The 19,203-nt window shown below is 40.2% G+C and carries 18 protein-coding genes and 2 pseudogenes; 11 read left to right on the forward strand and 9 right to left on the reverse strand.

The window, feature by feature from the left end:
• The first annotated feature begins 806 nt into the window (after positions 1-806).
• Complete coding sequence (locus G4P69_RS20640; RefSeq protein ID WP_208339182.1) at positions 807-1,961, forward strand: FAD-dependent oxidoreductase; 1,155 nt, start codon at positions 807-809, stop codon at positions 1,959-1,961.
• 52 nt (positions 1,962-2,013) lie between these two features.
• Here the strand turns inward: G4P69_RS20640 and G4P69_RS20645 are convergent, their stop codons facing one another.
• From G4P69_RS20645 to G4P69_RS20655, 3 genes are all read right to left on the reverse strand, one after another.
• Positions 2,014-3,795: a CARDB domain-containing protein gene (locus tag G4P69_RS20645; RefSeq protein WP_208339183.1), complete on the reverse strand. Its 1,782-nt coding sequence runs from the start codon at positions 3,793-3,795 to the stop codon at positions 2,014-2,016.
• A gap of 455 nt (positions 3,796-4,250) precedes the next feature.
• Entirely contained in the window at positions 4,251-5,858 is a 1,608-nt protein-coding gene (locus G4P69_RS20650; protein WP_208339184.1) for an L-lactate permease, read from the reverse strand.
• A gap of 30 nt (positions 5,859-5,888) precedes the next feature.
• The gene (locus G4P69_RS20655; RefSeq protein WP_208339185.1) at positions 5,889-6,608 is read right to left on the reverse strand and encodes an iron-containing redox enzyme family protein; all 720 of its coding nucleotides are present in this window, start codon (positions 6,606-6,608) and stop codon (positions 5,889-5,891) included.
• A gap of 664 nt (positions 6,609-7,272) precedes the next feature.
• On the opposite strand from G4P69_RS20655, the gene G4P69_RS20660 reads away from it, so the two are divergent.
• The 8 genes from G4P69_RS20660 to G4P69_RS20695 all read left to right on the forward strand — a co-directional run bounded on the left by G4P69_RS20660 (position 7,273) and on the right by G4P69_RS20695 (position 14,158).
• Positions 7,273-8,487 carry an ABC transporter substrate-binding protein gene (locus G4P69_RS20660; protein ID WP_208339186.1) on the forward strand — a complete coding sequence of 405 codons (1,215 nt, stop codon included), beginning with the start codon at positions 7,273-7,275 and terminating at the stop codon, positions 8,485-8,487.
• 7 nt (positions 8,488-8,494) lie between these two features.
• Positions 8,495-9,445, forward strand: coding sequence for a branched-chain amino acid ABC transporter permease (locus G4P69_RS20665; protein WP_208339187.1), 951 nt, complete (start codon positions 8,495-8,497; stop codon positions 9,443-9,445).
• Between the two features lie 400 nt (positions 9,446-9,845).
• Positions 9,846-10,277, forward strand: coding sequence for a DUF6932 family protein (locus G4P69_RS20670; protein WP_208339188.1), 432 nt, complete (start codon positions 9,846-9,848; stop codon positions 10,275-10,277).
• An 86-nt stretch (positions 10,278-10,363) separates the two neighbouring features.
• On the forward strand, positions 10,364-10,792 hold the full coding sequence (locus tag G4P69_RS20675) for a helix-turn-helix transcriptional regulator (protein ID WP_208339189.1): 429 nt from the start codon (positions 10,364-10,366) through the stop codon (positions 10,790-10,792).
• Positions 10,793-10,930: 138 nt separating this feature from the next.
• Positions 10,931-11,860, forward strand: a complete 930-nt coding sequence (locus G4P69_RS20680; RefSeq protein WP_208339190.1) for a branched-chain amino acid ABC transporter permease — start codon at positions 10,931-10,933, stop codon at positions 11,858-11,860.
• A gap of 170 nt (positions 11,861-12,030) precedes the next feature.
• Entirely contained in the window at positions 12,031-12,813 is a 783-nt protein-coding gene (locus G4P69_RS20685) for an ABC transporter ATP-binding protein (RefSeq protein ID WP_208339191.1), read from the forward strand.
• Between the two features lie 15 nt (positions 12,814-12,828).
• Complete coding sequence (locus tag G4P69_RS20690; RefSeq protein WP_208339192.1) at positions 12,829-13,569, forward strand: ABC transporter ATP-binding protein; 741 nt, start codon at positions 12,829-12,831, stop codon at positions 13,567-13,569.
• Between the two features lie 25 nt (positions 13,570-13,594).
• Entirely contained in the window at positions 13,595-14,158 is a 564-nt protein-coding gene (locus G4P69_RS20695) for a Uma2 family endonuclease (protein WP_208339193.1), read from the forward strand.
• A gap of 10 nt (positions 14,159-14,168) precedes the next feature.
• On the opposite strand, the pseudogene G4P69_RS39350 reads toward G4P69_RS20695, so the two are convergent.
• The 3 genes and pseudogenes from G4P69_RS39350 to G4P69_RS20705 all read right to left on the reverse strand — a co-directional run.
• A pseudogene (locus tag G4P69_RS39350) lies at positions 14,169-14,369 on the reverse strand (phycobilisome linker polypeptide); the annotation flags it as partial.
• Between the two features lie 252 nt (positions 14,370-14,621).
• A pseudogene (locus G4P69_RS39355) lies at positions 14,622-14,981 on the reverse strand (HMA2 domain-containing protein); the annotation flags it as partial.
• Positions 14,982-15,531: 550 nt separating this feature from the next.
• The gene (locus G4P69_RS20705; protein WP_208339194.1) at positions 15,532-15,735 is read right to left on the reverse strand and encodes a chlorophyll a/b-binding protein; all 204 of its coding nucleotides are present in this window, start codon (positions 15,733-15,735) and stop codon (positions 15,532-15,534) included.
• A 589-nt stretch (positions 15,736-16,324) separates the two neighbouring features.
• Here G4P69_RS20705 and G4P69_RS20710 point away from each other — a divergent pair.
• Together G4P69_RS20710 and G4P69_RS39980 are read left to right on the forward strand one after the other, a co-directional pair.
• The gene (locus G4P69_RS20710) at positions 16,325-16,918 is read left to right on the forward strand and encodes a superoxide dismutase family protein (protein WP_208339220.1); all 594 of its coding nucleotides are present in this window, start codon (positions 16,325-16,327) and stop codon (positions 16,916-16,918) included.
• A gap of 108 nt (positions 16,919-17,026) precedes the next feature.
• Positions 17,027-17,152 (forward strand): hypothetical protein, encoded by a 126-nt coding sequence (locus G4P69_RS39980; protein WP_279605109.1) that lies wholly within the window; start codon positions 17,027-17,029, stop codon positions 17,150-17,152.
• 32 nt (positions 17,153-17,184) lie between these two features.
• Here the strand turns inward: G4P69_RS39980 and G4P69_RS20715 are convergent, their stop codons facing one another.
• From G4P69_RS20715 to G4P69_RS20725, 3 genes are all read right to left on the reverse strand, one after another.
• On the reverse strand, positions 17,185-17,589 hold the full coding sequence (locus G4P69_RS20715; protein ID WP_243902136.1) for a zinc ribbon domain-containing protein: 405 nt from the start codon (positions 17,587-17,589) through the stop codon (positions 17,185-17,187).
• 33 nt (positions 17,590-17,622) lie between these two features.
• Positions 17,623-18,504 (reverse strand): group II intron reverse transcriptase, encoded by an 882-nt coding sequence (locus tag G4P69_RS20720; RefSeq protein ID WP_452039078.1) that lies wholly within the window; start codon positions 18,502-18,504, stop codon positions 17,623-17,625.
• Between the two features lie 188 nt (positions 18,505-18,692).
• Positions 18,693-19,088: a hypothetical protein gene (locus G4P69_RS20725; RefSeq protein WP_208339223.1), complete on the reverse strand. Its 396-nt coding sequence runs from the start codon at positions 19,086-19,088 to the stop codon at positions 18,693-18,695.
• Between the last annotated feature and the right edge of the window lie 115 nt (positions 19,089-19,203).

Genomic DNA, 19,203 nt, shown 5'->3' on the forward strand with positions numbered 1-19,203 from the left:
ATGATTACGTAAAATATTGGGAATTAAAGAGTATAGCATTTGTCTCAAAATTTCAATACCTGTCACAAGAACGAGTGAATTTTCTGTCACTTAGCTGCTAGATGTTATGTAATTTTCTGAGCTTTTTATGTATATGATCCAGCAAAGGATTTTTGCCAAGCAATTGGATCAGTAAGCTTATTACAGAACCCCGCATATAGATAACTGCTACTCTCATTTTTGGCATTTAACTTTCCTAGAGTCTATTCGACAAACTACGATTCTGACCTCTTGCCCGGCGCGAATAGAGTTGTTTAAGTATAAATTTTTTCCGGGGGAACTTTGTACCTCCTGTAGTCTAAACGCAGTATTATTTTGCACAAAGTGAGTTATAATCTTCATAAATTTCTAGTCAATTTGAAGATAATCCTCGCTTATTTGTTTTTCAATCGTAGACTGCACCCAGACAAATTTGTATTCGTTTTATATCTACTTGTGATGAGCGCTACTTAATAGTTGAATCTAGCCACTTAGCTTGTCTTTTTTGACTCTTACCCTGCTCAGTAATACTCAAAGAAGATTCTACTAACCAGATTCTAAAACCAAGCGCGTCGTTGTGCATCAGATGTTAATCATTAATAATGACTACCTACAATAGCAACTCACAATTTATAGAGAATCTAATTATAGACCAAGAATGTTTAATTAGGGGATAGGGGATAGGGGAACAGTTCTGCAGCCAGGTTTACCAGTATAGGAATCCGGCGTGCATAGGAGTTACTTTACAAGTACATATAACGTGTTAACTGCTCTCTACTTTTATGAAGATGCTGCAAACTTTAGAACCGGTTTTTAAAGATTTAGTATTGATTGGTGGCGGTCACAGCCATGCAATTGTTCTGAAAATGTTCGCGAGCAAACAATTACCTGGAGTACGTTTAACTTTGATTACTGAGAGTAAAGATACACCTTACTCTGGAATGCTACCGGGATATATTGCAGGATTTTATACTTACGAACAATGTCATATTAACCTGCGATGGTTAGCAAATTTTGCCCAAGCACAGTTATATATCGACCGAGTTGTCGGTCTAGATTTGAAAAACAATAAAGTTCTTTGTGCCAACTATCCTCAGATAGATTTTGATGTTTTATCGATAGATATTGGTAGCACTCCAGCGATGATATCTGTACCCGGTGCAGAAGAACATGCTATTCCAGCTAAGCCAGTCCCACAATTATTAAAATATTGGGATGCTCTGTCCAGAAATGTTACGTGTGAACTTAAAACAAATATTCAACAGGCAATTAGCATTGGGATCGTGGGTGGTGGTGCAGGCGGTGTAGAATTGGCGCTGTCAATGCAAGCAAGATTGCATAAGATTTTGAATCCGGGTTATCCAGAAATTCATTTATTCCAACGTCATGCTGAATTAATGCCTGATTATCATCACTGTGCACAACGCCAAGTCAAACAACTTCTACTGCAGCGCGGTATTAAGTTGCACTTGGGAGAAACTGTGTCTAGAGTTGAACTACAGCAAGTTATCTGTGAATCCGGCTTAACAGTAGAGTGTAATCCGATTTTTTGGGTGACACAAGCGTCTGCACCTCCCTGGTTAAAAACTACCGGACTATCTACTAATGAGCAAGGTTTTATTCTTGTTGAGGACACCTTGCAATCTCAAAGCCATCCCCACGTATTTGCGGCGGGGGATATTGCTACAATGATCAATCATCCGCGTCCAAAAGCGGGAGTGTTCGCTGTTAGGCAAGGTAAGCCTTTGTTTGAGAACTTACAACGGATGATGTTGGGTAAAGTTCTCAAACCTTATAAACCACAGAAACAATACTTGAGTTTAATCGGTACAGGGGATGGACGTGCGATCGCCTCACGCGGAATTTTCACATTACCACCTCACAAGCTATTCTGGCGCTGGAAAGATTGGATTGATCGTCGATTTATGGAGCGTTTCAGCTAGTAGAGACCCAACAAAATCCTATAACTGCTGGGTATCTACCGTCAACTAGCCTTTATTTCCTGCTTGATCCCCTACCAGAAGGAGGTAGAGCGTTCCGAGATACAAATTCGCCTACAGCAATACCTGTTGTAATACCATCTTCGACAGCAGACGGAAAATGCACTCCACCATAAATACGACTAGCACCAACTTCTTGAGCTAACTGTGTAAAGCTATTGTATGAATGAAAAACACCAGGTAGCTCTTGTGAAGTGGCGGTAAAACTAGTGTTCTCACCAAAGAAGTCAGACAAAATTTTACTAGCTGCACCACCAAACACAGCATGTGCTGCTAAGTAATCAGGATGTGATGGAGTGACTAATAGAGAGTTCCAGGTTGGATCGGGAACAGTATTTGGATTCGTAGCAGTGTCCGCTTCCTGAATTGCCGTAATTGGTCGCCATCTATTAAATGTATATTTAGCATCATAGGCAGCAATGCCAGCATCAGCTTCTGCTATGTTCAGTAAAGCAAATAACCTAACATTTTCTTCTAGTGTATTACCATGGTGCAAAGCTATTCCTTCTGCAAGGGAATTCAATGCACCAGGGGTAGCAAAAGTGTCTGCGCGTCCATAAGCCCAGAACTTAGCAATTTCTGTTTGTTCTGGAGTGCGGATAGTGCTGTTTGCAGCACCCAAAGTTTTAACTGTATTGAACTCTTGTGCATATGCAATACTTTCAAGAGCAGGAAAACCACTTGGACGAAATGCGGAACCACTTGGTATAGCAAACGGAGTCACCTTACCCCAATTAGGGTTTGCTGCTACTGAAAAATTAGGAGGGGTTGGTCGCCATATACCAGGTGATGGTGGTAAGCTGTAAGGAGGTTGAGTTGCCTGAGCTGATCCATCGTTGCTACGCAAAGCTATAATTTGATCGGCAACACGTTTGCCTAATGCAATACCAGCATCCTTCGCTGCACCATCAGGAATTTGTGCTAAAGATATAAGTTGCTGCTGATCCAGAACAGCTTTTTGTGTTGGATACAGATTAACTAACACTTCGTAAGCTGCTTCAACCACTGCTGCTTCAGGTGAAGCGTTTCCAACCTCTGATGGATCTACATTCACAAGATAGGGTTTGTGAGTTTGATAGATCGCATTAGCAGCATCATAAATAGCCGTATGCACTATTGCTAAATTGCGTGAAACAAACAAAGTTGGTGTTAGAGTAGCCTGTATAGTGTTTAATGCTATTGCATTCCATCTAATAACTGCATCTGTGCCTTCCGTTGAAATAAACTCAACGGCTTTATTCGTTGTATTGCTTTGGTTAATAGTGTTGTTTGAATCAACTGCAGCAATTAGATAATAAGCTCCTGGCGCAACAACAGAAGGTGTTCTAATTTCAGAATTGGCAAACTGAACAATGAGTGTTTTAGACTGACCAGATCGTAAATTATTAGTTCGAGAATGTATAGTACCTAGCAACTCATCTTTACCTGCTAGATTACCCTGATTAAGAGGTAAGTCAAGGACTGAATCTGTTGATGCATAAAGATTAACATCGAAAGAACCTTCAAAGTTTCCACTTCCTTCATTAGTAATAATAAGTTGGAGCTTACCTTGTTTTTCAGGAAAGATAGTGGGCGTCTTTATAGTCTTAATTTTGATTGTAAGATTTGGTAATCCAGATTGATCACAATTTTTGTTGTTACAATCCCTTGAAGCAAGTTTTGAGCGTAATCGTTTATTATGCCATGGTGGGACTGGCTGCTGACCACTAAATGAAATGCTGTGAGACATTCGTGGCGAAAATTGTGATAATATCGAGGCATCAACAGCTGGTTGCATGAATTTTACCTATCTAGCTTTTACAAATAGAACTCACTTTTCACAGGTAGTAATCAAAGTATGAAATCGGGTGAGTTTTCCATTTCCCATTGCCGATAATTGGAGATTATTGATAATGAGCAGCAGAAAAATTAGGGATTGAGAATCCCTAAAAAAACTCTTTTCAATATGCTTTGATAAGCGACGACTTAGGCAGTTATAACAACTTAATTTTTCCTGAAGTTTAACGCACTAACAGGAATAAAAAGTTGCATTATATTAGACCCGTATGCAGATATTTTTAGAGTTTGAATTCTACTACTTTCTGCAAGTTTTTACGAGCATTTTGTCTAAGATTTGTCACTTTTTACTCTATCATAGAGTGGGTAAAAAAATCAAAAAAGTTCTTCAGTAGTTGTTATGCCAAGTTACTAGTAAAATATCTCAAAAAAATATACTTTGCATTTAAAATGATGTTAATAGTTAGTAGCCAAAGCTAAAAGTAACATCGTGATTGCTACTGCAGCTAAAGCTAATGGTGCCATCAATCTAAGTAAGAGTGCTTCACCTTTATAAAGTCCTACAGTAGTAGCAGCAAGAATCATGCGAGCAGGTGCAATTATTGTTGCGTGAGCACTAGCACCGTTCTGCGCGCTCATTAACCAATCTAATGGTAGTCCAGAGCGAGTACTTATCGCTAGCTGTAGTTGAGAAAACAAGGCATTACTACTTGTACTTGAACCAGTAACCCAGCCACCTAATGCAGCTAGCCAAGGCGCTACCCACTTGTAATTGTGTCCAAGGGTTGCTGCTGCTGTACCTATTGTTGTCATCATACCACTGGTTTGCATAACCTGAGATGCCATGAGAAAACAGGCAATAGCAACTCCTCCAGGTAGAAACTGTCGCCAAGCTGACATTACTCCAACTCGAAATTGCGATCGTCCAACACCGAGAATTTTAACAGCCGCGAATACTGTCACGAATATGGTAAAGCCAGGGTTGTATAGTAAAGCTAAATTTAGATTGATAGCGGGAATCGATAAGACAAAATGGCTCTGAAGCCAGATTTTGATTGGTAGGATTAAGCGAGACACAAGGAGCAACGCTGTTAAAAATATGTATGGTGCTAATACTTGCCAAAGGGATAGTTTAACAGTACCTATTTTTTGGTCAGTAGAATTAACGTTCGATTGAAAGCTAATTGTTTTTTTTGGTCTATTGCTACTAGTAGACAATACCCCTTTTTGACGATTCTTGCGAACCTCTACATACCCACAAGCTAGCAAGATACATATAGCTATTACACTTGCAATGATCCCTGCAAGTTCAACTCCTAGGCTTAAACTGAACACGTATAGACTTACAGATAATATAGCCCCCACTGCGATCGCAGCTGACCATTGATGCTGGCAAGACTTTTTACCACCAGCAACCGCTAATGCTACCAGCCCATAAACAGAGGGTAGAGGAGCTGTTAACAAAGCTGTATGGGCTGCTAATATGCTTGGATCTAAGTTGGTTAGCTGTGCTCCTAGAATTGTACCTATCCCTAATCCACCCCAAGGTATAGCCATTTGACCTAGCATCCCTAGGATCGCTGATTGGGTTAAGCTAAAATCAAGTGCAACAAAGATTGGAATAATCAAGATAGTACCTACTCCAAAGCCAGTTACAGACTCTGCAAAAGGTGCTAACCCCATCACCAAGAGTAAGACTTGTATATCTCGATCAGGAACTAGACGAGCAATACCCCACCCTAAAACACGCATTCCACCTGTAGCTTGTAGCAGATGGTAAAGTAGCAAGCTAGGAAGTAGCAAGTAAAAAACCAACAATGAAGCAGAGACACCCTTACCCAACGCAATGAATAGTTGTTCAGCAGATAGGTGAAAAAAGGGAAAAATGAGTGTTGGAATAATACTAGATATTAATGTAGCAATCCCAGCTTGTTTGCCACCTCGTTGCAGTACCACCAGCATTAGTATAGAAACCCCTAAGGGTAGGATAGCTAGGAAAGTTTCCAACAAATTTCCCTCCTTAATAAAGGATAGAGTGCGTTGCAGAATAGAGGTATTCTGCATGGATGCAAATAGCAATTTTTTTGCTGCTAATTAAATGACTGGTTGCATTTTTTCAGCGATATGAGCAGCTGTGTAAACATTATTCCAGAAGGTATCCCATTTATGTTTAGCTTTTTGGTAACCAGCAGCTAAATCCTCTACACAAGATGGATTAATATCAGTCATCTCATTAATCGCTTGTCTAACCAATTGACGGTGGATAATATCTGCTTCACCAACGTGGAACTTCCAAAATTCCCAATCAATATTTGCTTTATTGTCTTGAATGTAAGGATTTTGAATAAGGTTCTTATACATTGTAGATAAATAAATTTGGCACAGACACTCCCCTCCCATACCACATAAACCTACAGCATACGCAGGAGATTGGCTTATTGTTAGCTGCTTAATTTCCTCGAGCAAAGCTTTATTCTCTGAGTTAATTGAGCTTTCAAAAACACTATCGCTAATACCAATACTAATCAGAAAGTTATCCCAAAGTTTTAAGTGTGCCTTTTTTTCTTCACCTTCCCCTAACTCTTCTGCCAAAATCTCTGCCAGCAAGCTTTTCAGCTTTCCATAAGGAAGCTTGGCAATCAAAATCCCAAGGTTATTGGGAAATTCTTTAGTAAAGTATCGATACTGAAGACATATACGCTGCAAAGTTTCTAAAGAAGCCCTTTGTAAATAGTGCAGTTTCTCGTCGGCTAAATATTCAGTTTCTAATCGAGCTTCATCAGCCATCATCCAAAATTCATCCCGACTTATCATGAAAGGCACCCTCTTAGTATTCGATAAAATCTCTGAGCGTTTTTTTAATTCTGTGACTAAAACGCACATTTTTACAAAAAATCGATTATTAATAACTAACTAGATTAGGTTAGTTAATTTGTTCGAGATTGTTCACACTAATCAAGCAATTAGAGAGAATTCATTACAAACATATTTGATCTACATGCATAATCGAGTCTACAAATGAATTTGTAAATTTCTCTCTTCAATTAGAACAAATTAATGCATTACGGCTTCCCCGTAACAAATTCAAAGAATCATTTTGATTTTTTGAGACTTAATTTTACATGTTTAACTCTACCATCGAGTAAATAAAATAGCAATACAATATGAAAAAATTATCTCATCAATTAGGTAGAGTTAAGGAACTATATCTGCCTGTCAAAATGCTTTGAGGATATGCCCTGAATCCCTTTTTTTGTTGACAGTTATGTGATAATATCTCGACCCAATATTGATGCAACAAAACTCTAAGTAGCCTGGGAGATGATCATACTAATATACTATTAATTTATAGATTAACCGATCTTTTATGTGTTGACGTTGTTCGTATAATGGGCTCAGCTAGATAAAAAAATACTTTTAACCGTTGCCTTTGCGTGGTCAAATAGAGATCATTCAATCAGTGCTTTATCATCAATCCATGAAAAAAACGGCTACTTTGACAACCGCATTACTTGCAACTTGCGCTATGGTGCTATCAGCTTGCAGTAGTAATAGCACTAATACTGCAACTAACACCTCGGCAACAACAACTACATCTGATACTATCCCCATTGGTATTGCTTTGGCACAAACGAGTAATGTAGCGTTACTTGGTCAAGAGGGATTTGTGGGAGCCAGAATGGCTGAAAAGTATTTTAATGATCAGGGCGGTATTAATGGGACTAAGATTAAACTGGTGATGCAAGACACTGGTGGTGATGAAGCTGGAGCTATTAACGCTTTTCAAACTCTGATTAACAAAAATAAAGTGGTAGGTATTGTCGGTCCTACTTTATCACAGCAAGCTTTTAGTGCTGACCCAATTGCAGACCGTGCTAAAGTTCCAGTTATTGGAGCATCAAATACAGCCAAAGGAATCCCTGAGATCGGCGAATATGTTTCTCGTGTGTCTGCACCTGTTTCTGTGGTAGCACCTAACTCAGTCAAAGCTGCACTTAAGCAAAATCCTAAGATTAAACGAGTTGCAGTCTTTTACGCTCAGAACGATGCATTTAACAAGTCAGAAACAGAAATTTTTCAGAAAACAGTTAAAGACCAAGGGTTGGAAGTCGTGACAGTGCAACAGTTCCAAACCACGGATACTGATTTTCAAACCCAGGCTACCAATGCTCTTAACTCAAAACCAGACTTGGCTATCATATCAGGTTTAGCTGCAGATGGAGGTAACTTAGTTAAACAATTGCGGGAACTAGGTTATAAAGGCATAATTATTGGTGGCAATGGGCTGAATACACCAAATATTTTTTCAGTTTGTAAAGCGCTTTGTGATGGGGTGTTAGTTGCTCAAGCTTACAGTCCTGAGTCCCCAGGAGAGATTAACAAAGTATTCCATAAAGCCTATGTAGACCAATATAAGAAAGAACCTGCCCAATTTAGTGCTCAATCTTTTACAGCTGTACAAGTGTATGTGGAAGCGTTGAAAGCTTTAGATAAAAAGACTAAAGTTAGTACAATGCCTCTTGATAAACTGCGTACTGAATTGAATAAGCAGCTATTAGCAGGGAAGTACAACACTCCTTTAGGAGAGATTTCTTTCACCCCAGCAGGTGAGGTGATTCAGAAGGAGTTTTACGTATCTCAAATAAAAATGGATCCAAGCGGAACTAATGGTAAATTCGTATTTCTAAAATAGTTCCAAGATGAATATAACACTATTTTTACAACAATTTTTGAACGGGTTATCTATAGGGAGTGTCTATGCTATTTTTGCTTTAGGATACACCCTTGTTTACTCGATTTTAGGGATTATTAATTTAGCTCATGGGGCTGTTTTTACCTTGGGTGCATATTTGACTTATACACTCATGGGTAACGCTTTTGGATTTAATGGGTTGCTGGCTAATGCAAGTGCACCGATAAAATTACCGTTTGCGATCGCGTTAATTTTAGGAAGTATTCTTGCAGGATTCGTTGGAGTTGCAGTAGAACGTATTGCTTTTCAACCCCTACGGCGTAAGGGATCTGAGTCGTTACTGACAGTTGTTTCTAGCTTAGGTGTGTCAGTCGTCATTGTTAACGTGATTCAATATTTAGTAGGGGCAGAAAGTTACACATTTCCTGCTGACACTTACGGAAACTTGCCAGCCGCTATCAACTTTGGTACAGCAGAAAACCCTATACCTATTCGGACAGTTCAACTGGTGATTTTTGCTGTATCGATGGTGATTGTCGGGATACTCACCTATTTTATCAGTAGTACTAAATATGGGAAGGCAATGCAGGCGATCGCAGAAGATCCCACAACTGCTAGCTTGCTAGGAATTAATACTGACCGATATATTATTCTCACATTTTTCATCAGCAGTTTTTTGGCAGGAGTAGCCGGGACTTTGGTCGCCTCCAGTGTTAGTATTGCTGGACCATATTTTGGTATTGGTTTTGGTTTGCGGGGTTTAGCAGTGATTGTCTTGGGTGGTTTAGGGAGTATCCCTGGTTCGGTACTGGGAGGTTTAGTTATTGGACTAGTCGAGGCATTTGTCCCAAGTCAATACTCTGGCTATAAAGATGCGGTTTCCTTCGGCATTTTGTTTATTATGTTATTAGTTCGCCCTCAAGGTTTACTAGGTCGTCGGTTTATTCAAAAGGTGTAGTGATTAGAGAAATAGTAATTGCAGGAGCGAAAATTGTGTTTTCAGTTTTCGGCTAAATTTTAGGCAATAGTGCTTAAAGAGAGATTGAAGAGGATGCAAAGACACGGAGATCCTCTACTTCGAGAGGATAGCCTGTGTCGCATACCCTTTTACATTCATCCGATCATCAGGTGATGCTTCACTAGTCTCGCAACTCCATAGTATCCCCTCATTTTTGTAGATGGAATCGGTTTTAGTTAGGGAAAGATAATTTTTTAACACAACAAAATTATTGTGTTAATATACAAAATATAAGATATTTACACACCTAAAAAATGTGTATTTTTTTTATACAAACCACGAGTTAAAGGAAAATTGGCAGGGAGCTTATGATTTTTACAAATTTCAAAAATAGAGAAATATGTCGACTCTACCAAAATTTAACGAATACGGAAACTTGCCACCAGGCATCCATATTGTTAGTTGGCAAGATGTATATGACTGTTTAGCTTTTAACGAGAGGCGTCAAGAACTTTTAGCTGGACTGAAGCGGGCTTGTGAATCCTTAAAAAAAGCTGGTTGCTGTAGAGTTTATATTGGGGGTAGCTTTGTTACTGACAAAGAATATCCTGGAGATTTCGATGCCTGCTGGGATGATAATGGAGTAGAATTAGAACTTTTAGACCCAGTATTACTAGATTTCTCAAATAAACGCGCAGCACAAAAAGCAAAGTACGGTGGAGAACTATTTCTTTGTAGTAGTCAAGCTGATTTTTCAGGGAATACTTTCTTAGAGTTTTTTCAGAGAGACCGTAATGGAAATCCTAAAGGGATAGTAGCAATTGACCTTTAAGAAAACTGTTATATGGGGTCTACTATTAAAACTTTTATGTTTTTATCTCGTGAAAAATCAGATTATGGAGTCAATCTAATTTCACGATGATTTTAAACGAAAGACAGTACAAAATTACAAAAGTACAAATCAAAAAATTTGAAGAGGCGATAGAGCAACTAAACAATAGTGCTTTAGCAAATGATGAAAATCAGAAATTGCGCTACCGAGTTCATCTAGAGTCTCTTCAGAGTCAACTTGAAGAACTTCGCGAAGAAGTAGAAGAATATGAACAAATCAAAGATGGTAAAATAAAATGTTTAAAATTAAGCTTTGATCAATTACCAGAAGCACTGATTAAGGCGCGCATTGCTCGTGGTCTTACACAAGAACAACTGGCAGAACTTTTAAAAGTTAAAGCCCAACAGGTTCAACGTGATGAAGCTAGTAAATATGCAGGTGCTAGTTTTACCAAACTTCTGGAACTGATAAAAGTTCTTAACATCGATGTCCAAGAGGAAGTTATCTTTAAATAGTTAAAACTTAATGTACTCTAATTGCAAAGTGGATGGGGTATTAGAAACCTCGTTCACTGGTGCGATCGCCTTTGGCGGCTCCGCGCATGAGCATCGCATAACTCATCGGAGAATGAAATAGCCTGAACTATATTAGTAATGACTGAATTTTTTACCACTTACGGATCTTTAATCGTCTCTATGGTACTAGGGGCGTTGCTAGGACTGTCACTGTACTTACCAATCATGGCTGGACAGTTGTCTTTAGCTAGTCCTGGGTTTTATGCTTTAGGTGGGTATATAGCAGCAATTCTCTCCACAAAAGTGTTTACCTCTACCAGTGGGTTATTTCCAATTCCACTGCTGTTATTAGAGATGTTAATTGCTGGTGTAGTTTCTGGTTTGCTGGGTTTAGCGGTGGGAATTCCGGCGTTGCGGCTGCGGGGGATTTATCTTGCGATCGCCACTATTGCGTTAGTAGAAATACTACGAGTTTTATCCCTAAATCTAGAAATCACAGGTGGTGCTGTAGGCATTTTTGCTATTCCTCAACCTTTCCAAACACCAATAGAATATTTATGGATTGCGTTGCCATTACTGATAATTAGCATGGTCTTACTTTACCGTTTAGAACGTGTCCGAGTAGGTAGAGCATTTACAGCGATCCGCGAAGATGAGTTAGCTGCTGGTGCGATGGGAATTAACCAGACTTACTATAAAGTCTTGGCTTTCACTTTAGGCGCGATTCTAGCAGGCGTTGTTGGTGCAGTTAGCGCCCATTTTCTCAATACCTGGAATGCTCGTCAAGGCACCTTCGATGCTAGTATTATCTACTTAACTTTTGTATTGATCGGTGGTTCTAGAACTTTTTTAGGGTCAGTAGTTGGAGGTATGGTATTCACAGCATTGCCTGAAATTTTGCGAAACATAGCAGATACAGGTGGTTTACCCAACTGGCTTGCTCAATTTTTACGAGATGGGAGATTAATTATTTTTGGATTATTGATTGTTGTTGGTACAATTTTTTTCCCCCAAGGTTTGGTCACTCCAGATGTCTTTAAGAAGCGTCACAAAGGAGTGTCTGAGTGAGGGAAATCTTAGCAGGGGAGCAGCCCCTCTGGGGAAGTCAAAAGTCAAAAGTCAAAAGTCAAAAGTCAAAAGTTTCAGGGAGTAGGGGAGGAAGTACCCAATCCCCAATCCCCAATCCCCAATGCCCCATGCCCAATGCCCCATGCCCCATGCCCCATGCCCCTTAACATATGACTACGAAGGAATCCGAAACACTGATATTAGAAGCAAAATCTTTGACTCGCCGTTTTGGTGGTCTAGTAGCAGTCAATAATGTATCTTTTTGTGTCAATAAACATGAGATATTTGGACTCATAGGCCCTAATGGTGCTGGTAAGACAACCTTATTTAATTTAATTACCGGTTTAATTCCCCCTTCTAGTGGCGAATTATTTTATAAAGATAAAGAAATTTCTCAACTGCCTCCTCATAAAATCGCTTGTTTGGGTATCGCCCGCACATTCCAAAATATTCGCTTATTCGGTGAGCTATCTGCATTAGAAAATGTTATAATAGCACGTCACTTACATACCAAAAGCGGTATGCTTACAGGTGTTTTGGGAATACCTCCAGCTCCGCAAGAAGAACAAAAAACTCGGCAGAAAGCGTTGGAGTTATTGGATCTTGTTGGGTTGAGCAATCGCACTGCTCAAAAAGCTAAAAACTTCGCTTACGGCGATCAAAGACGCTTAGAAATTGCTCGGGCACTCGCCCTAGAACCGCAAATCTTACTTCTTGACGAGCCTGCGGCTGGGATGAACGAACACGAAAAGCAGGAACTGAGCCTGTTTATTCGTAACCTACGCGAGCAATTTAATCTAACAATAATACTGATTGAACATCATGTACCTTTGGTTATGGGTTTGTGCGATCGCATTGCTGTCTTGGATTTTGGTCAATTAATTGCCTTGGGTGAACCATCTGTGGTCAGAAACGACCCAGCCGTTATTGAAGCGTATTTAGGAAACGAATAGTTACAATAACCCAAAATGAACGCAGATATATTAGATAATACAGGAAAATTAACAATTTTAGAAATAAAAGACCTTGATGTTTATTATGGTGGTATTCAAGCTCTAAACAAGATTAATTTAACAGTTAACCAAGGTGAGGTGGTTACTCTCGTTGGTGCTAATGGTGCAGGAAAAACTACCACTCTCCGTGCTATCTCTAAAATAGTGAATCCCAGAAGCGGTGAGATGATCTATAACGGACGTAATATTATCCGTCGTCAACCGCACGAAATTGTACAGATGGGTATTGCTCATTGTCCTGAAGGACGGAGAGTGTTAGCAAGGCAAACTGTTTATGATAATTTACTGTTAGGGGGTTATATCCGTCCTCGTCAAGCAGAGGTAAAAGCTGATATTCAAAAGCAATTTGAGATATTTCCACGTCTAGCACAAAGGCGCAATCAATTAGCCGGAACTCTTAGTGGTGGTGAGCAACAAATGTTGGCGATCGCTCGTGCTTTGATGAGTAAACCTCAGCTTCTACTTTTAGATGAGCCTAGTTTGGGTTTAGCACCAACTATAGTTCGTGAAATTTTTTCCATCATTGAAAACCTACGCAATACAGGCGTTACCATTCTTCTGGTTGAACAAAATGCTAACCTAGCTCTGCAAGTTGCTAATCGTGGTTATGTCCTGGAAGCAGGTTCTATTACCTTAACAGGTGCAGCATCAAAATTAATGAATGATGAGCGAGTTAAAAAAGCTTATTTAGGGTAAAAAAAGCGAATGGAGGCGATCGCACATGGTACAATTACCAACAAAAACCCTGACTTTACAAGAATTTCTTCTACTTCCAGAAACCAAGCCTGCTAGCGAGTATATTAATGGTCGAGTTATTCGAAAGCCAATGCCTCAAGGAAAACACAGTATACTTCAAGGTGAATTAGTCAGTGCCATTAATGCTTTGGTGAGACCTCAAAGAGTTGCACTAGCTTTTCCAGAGTTGCGGTGTACTTTTGGCGGACGTTCTGTTGTACCAGATATAGCTGTGTTTGTTTGGGAACGGATTGTGCGAGATGAGAATGGCGACGTAGCGAATGTTTTTGAGGTTGCGCCAGATTGGACAATCGAAATTCTCTCACCAGATCAAAGCCCTACAAGAGTCACTGGAAATATTTTGCATTGTCTTAATCATGGTGCTTCTTTGGGTTGGTTGATTGATCCAGGCGATCGTTCAGTGTTGGTTTATCCAGTAGGACAACAGCCGGAAATTTTACAAAACGAACACGAGATTTTACCAGTTCCCAATTTTATCAGCGGTTTTCAATTAACTGTAGGTCAGCTTTTTGGGTGGCTGAGATTGTAACCTAAGCAGGTCGGATACTAACGATTTTACCTCCCAAACGATTAATAGACTGTATTTTTTGATTCATACGATTGTAAGGCACTCTGATGATTACACTGCCGCTGTGTCGAATAGACCAGTTATTCTCATCAGTTTCTTCGCCCTGATGCAAACCCACTACTTCAATAAGAAAGACTCGGTTAGTAACTTCTAGACTGGGTTCTACGACAATGCGCTGCTCTGATTTAGATGGAATAACATCTTGTTGTACTGGTGACTCCTCAGTGACGATGGTTTGTTGGGGAGGAGACTGAGTGCGAAAAAATGGATTTACGAACCTTTTAGCGACTGGCTGAGTTGATGTTTTAGGTGGAGCCTTTACCTTTGGTGTTTCTTCTGTTACCTGAACAGTTGGCTTAGCTTGTTGAACATTCTCGCTAACACGAAAAGCTGACTGAGTTGATTCTACTAATGAGTTGGTCGCCGCAGCAGCAGACTCAATGAGATTTGCCAAACGCGATCGCATCTCTGAATTCGATATCATCTTATGCTTATAAGTAATGATAATAGATGCCGCTTTGGGATTTATTCGCTCGCTCGTAACCCATTGTTCTGCTTCGAGCAATGCTTTTAGGCGTTCAACGTAAGATGGGTTGTGAAAAATCGAAGGTACATGAAGTCGCACTCGTCCTGGAAGTAGATGCGCAATGGTATAAGCTCTTTTTGGAGGTGATGCTGCTTGACGATTTGTCCCCTCAGAAGCTGATGTTCCACTTTCTGGGGTGAATATTTTATGGAATTCATTGTTTATTTGCGATATGAATTGCGATATTACATTATCCATTGCTTTTCTCCAATGCAGCTTTCTGAACTCAAACCGCCAAGAACGATGCTTTGAAAGCTCTATTATTTATAATAATATTAAGAAGAAGTAAGTAATGTGAGAATTAACATTTATTTGTGAAAGTTAGTGACCGAAATTAAAACTATGGAAATCATAAATATTAATGAAAAATCTTCATTAGTATAAGGTGGCACTTTTGCTAAAATCTATGTCTACTGGACAGAGTGTCATTTGCAGCACTGATCCAGGATATTGCTCAAAAATCAACTAAGAATTGTATATATTTCTAAATATAGATAATCTTGGCAGTCACTAGTCCGCTGATATTGGTATAAATTTTATAATTAGAAAAGTTATGAAGTTATGGCTTACGGTCAAAAATCTCCCACCTAGAAAATAGATTTTACTTGTTGCAGCCAACTAGGCAAAAATCTTCATAAAGTAAAACATTTCGGTTGATAGTTGACCTTGAATTGTAAGGATTTATAACAGAAAAGAAAACGCTCTCACTATACCACTTTTTGCAGAGCGCGACTAAATGTGTAACAGCTTAGCGAGGAGTGTTGGAAACGAGGTGGAGTACATCTCTTACTACACTGTAGCCGCTTAGATCCCAAAGTAGGTAAGCAAGAAAACCGATCATAGCAAAGCGACCGTTCCAAAGTTCAGCTTGAGGAGTAATACCAACATCGCCTGCATTACGATCCTTTTGATTATATGCAGTTTCAGTTGCATCGCTAGGATAACGTTCCATTGTTAATTTTCCTTAAAATCTATTGACATAATTTCATAGTAACTAGAACATCCATTTATGCTATCTGTCTGTAGTTTTATCCCTTATATCCCACTTGTGTCTCAGTTGTGTGATTGGGGAGATCAGTCTAAATTGGTAGAAGAAAGCAACATAGCGATCGCGCAGGCTGAAACATGCTGCAACAATCGATCAACGTAAGGTGCATAAATTAGTTTCCCTTGCACCTATTAAAAACTAGAAGGGAAAGATATGCCAAGCACATCCGGAAACTTTATGCTTCCGATAGCTGTTGGCTATCTGGGTTTTGGTGAGTAGGCACTTATTACATACCTGGATTTAGTTAAGAGCGTTTATTTTCCATTGAGAAAATAAAGTACATGTACCCTGAATTTATTAATGACAAATTACAAATTATTTGCTTAATGCCATCCCGCAGGAGTAATCTCTTAGTGCTTGATTTACTGGACATTACATTAGGGTCGGCTCGCCCCGAAATTAATGCCTGTGGACAAGTCGCAGCCTTCTGCCTTGGTTGAAGCAGGAAATATCGAACGATGTCACTAGATGTTTAGTAAATTTGGAGCAGGTCATAGTGATTAAGTCTCTATTGCTAAAGTATTTGTTTGTCTTTGGAGTTACTTTTGGGTTAATACTGGGTTGTGGATTTGCGTTGGTGCAGCCCAGCCAAGCGTACAACCCTCTACAAGGAAAAGTCGAGATTGCAGGTACAGATATTACTGGTAATCTCAGCTTGATACAACTAGAAAATGGTTTGGTAAAAATTCGGGGTGAGATTCACGGCGATCCGGGAACTCTAACTCCTGGGTTACATGGACTCCACATCCATGCAGTGGGCGTGTGTGAACAGAATGCCCAACCACCTTTTAGCACAAGTGGTGGGCATTATGATCCTGGTCCATATAGTTCAGAACTTCCCGTAGAAGCAAACCATCCGTACCATTTGGGTGATTTGCCCAACCTGGTGGTGGATCAGCAGGGATATGCAACTTACAATGCAACCACTCGCGTCACTCTAAGTGAAAGTCCCCTGATCTTTTTTGACAACAATGGGAGTGCAATTATCATTCACCAGCAACAAGATCAACAAAAAGCTGGCGGAACCTCAGCCGAAGCTGGTGGAGGACGCATAGCTTGTGGAGTCGTGACTCAGGTATTAGATTAGCCAATACCGCTAGCTCCTAGCTAGCGGTACTCGTTCCCGTCAAAGTTCTTCAACGATTTAGCTTAACCCGCCATTCATCCCACGCTCCCCTATCGGGTGAGCGTCAAAATGAACATTAAAAGAAATTGGCTTTCCACAAAGGCGTGTCAGCTGATCATCGATCACCTCAGCATTACCCCAAGCAATGCGATCGCCACGTACGCTGACTTCAGCCTCAATAAGTTTGCAATTTGACGACTCTCCGTCCTAAAGGAGCGTCCAGTCTTTCACGCAGCAACACCTAGTAGAGGGTTCTTACTCGAACCGTTCCAGATGTTCAACCGGGCTAGGGCTGTCAATTGCCCTCTACACACTCCACTAAGATCAAGATCCAGTATCGTGCTTACTTTCTTGAGGATGTTGGCAGCTGCGTTAGCATCTGCGTTGATGTACCAGTTTTTTGCTCCCGTGCGGTACAGTCCTCTATGTACTCGCCTGCCCGATGGTTCCCATCCTACGGGTTTTTCACCGTGTTTCGGAAGGGGGTCATTATCAAAGAACGATGCCTTTGATGTGTACGCCTCGTCAGTTTCAATGAACTGGATACCGTAAAAATCGCACAGTTGCTTTATCCTGTCTTTAAGTCTAGCTGTGGGAATGGAGACAAAAGACTGATTGCTTTTCCTCCCCATCCCTGATGCTTGCTTCTGTCCAATGTTATTAAACTAAGCCGCTTCGTCACCAAAGCGACTTGTCTTCAAAACCGGACGTGAGACTTTTACCTCATCCGGCTCCTCAGTAATTTGGTGCTTGTCCAAGTGCATACCTCCAATTAAACCATCTAGGGCTGTTTTAGAATCGTGGCAGTGTTTGTGAAGTACCTGAAGGTTTTTATACTCATCTTTTCCCCTTTTACTGCGGGGTATTATGTGGTCTACTTCTAATAGGTCTTCAGTTCTGAAGTACAATCCGCAGAAAGCACATTTTCCTTTTTGCTGTTTCAAAAGTGTTGCCACTTTTTTGGGCATTTCGGGATGCGTACCCATTCTTGAACTCCAGTAAACTAGGTTGCCATTGTATGGACTGGCTTCCCCTTTTACTTTTACATGCCTAACTATCGGAGTTTCGTCATGTCTGTAAAGCCGCGTTGGGTTTTTGTCTTCCTGTGCGGTGGAGAATACCCAGTTGTTGCCACCAATTGTGTGCCAATATTTCTTTGTCACCCATCCCCTGTTTTTATTGGGGTGGCGGCGTTCTGCCCATGCTTTTAGCTTTAGATACATAAGGTGGTCTAATTTGGAGTAAATCTCTTTACTGACAACCGTTGAATAGTAGTTTGACCATCCTTTGATTATTGGATTTAACTTACCAATTAATGCCTCTTGAGACAGGGCTTTATGGTCGTTGATTATACTGGCTATTCTATCGTAGTGTATCTTCTGCTTTTCATTGCTTGGGGTGATGATTGTCTTGAAGCCTTGTTTTGAGTGGTATTTACCTACTGTAAATTGTCGTATGAAAAAACCTAGGAAATTGAACCCCGGTTCTTCATATTCATACTTGTGGAGGGTATGAGTTAGGCGTGTTTTTGATGGCTTCAATTCCAAACCCATGTCTTTTAACCACTCAGATATGATTATCTGACATCTTTGGACAACGGCTAGGTCACCCTCATGGTCAATTAGTTATCAGGATTTGTCCCAGTTCCCTGGTTCTTTTACCTGTCACTCATCCTTGAGTATTCCTACTCATTTCGAGTGAACGAATCACACCCAACCGAAAACTATTGTCCCAATCAAGACACAACATACTGTCCCACTGCATCCTCTGCGATTTGTACTAACAGTGCATCAATTTTGTTCTCAACTTCAGCGCGTACTTCTGGAACAAGTGCAGCAACTGCTTGATCTACACGCGCCCATTCTAACTCGCTCAATTCCGGAGGACGAGCTAATTGACGACAACACCCATCACAACCTCGACGACACAGCCACCAATCATGCTCAGCTTGAATAGCTTGGACTGTTGTTTGAATGCGATCGTCTATGGTCTTTAATTTTTGGTTGGTATCGTTCATTATAGTGAAGCAATTGGACTTTGTGGCTTTACCTTTATCGTAAGCGACGCTAAAATGATACAAACCCCGATAGACCATCTCTAAAGAAATGCGATCTGTTGGAAGTATGAACAAAAATCAATCTCTTTTAACTTTCGACAAATGGTGACATCCAGTTTTTTGGGTTTGAGTGTACAGGAATTTCCACCACAAACTCTGTACCCTGTCCAAGAGATGAATTACAAGTCAG

The organism is Aetokthonos hydrillicola CCALA 1050 (assembly GCF_017591665.1).
Classification (GTDB): domain Bacteria; phylum Cyanobacteriota; class Cyanobacteriia; order Cyanobacteriales; family Nostocaceae; genus Aetokthonos; species Aetokthonos hydrillicola.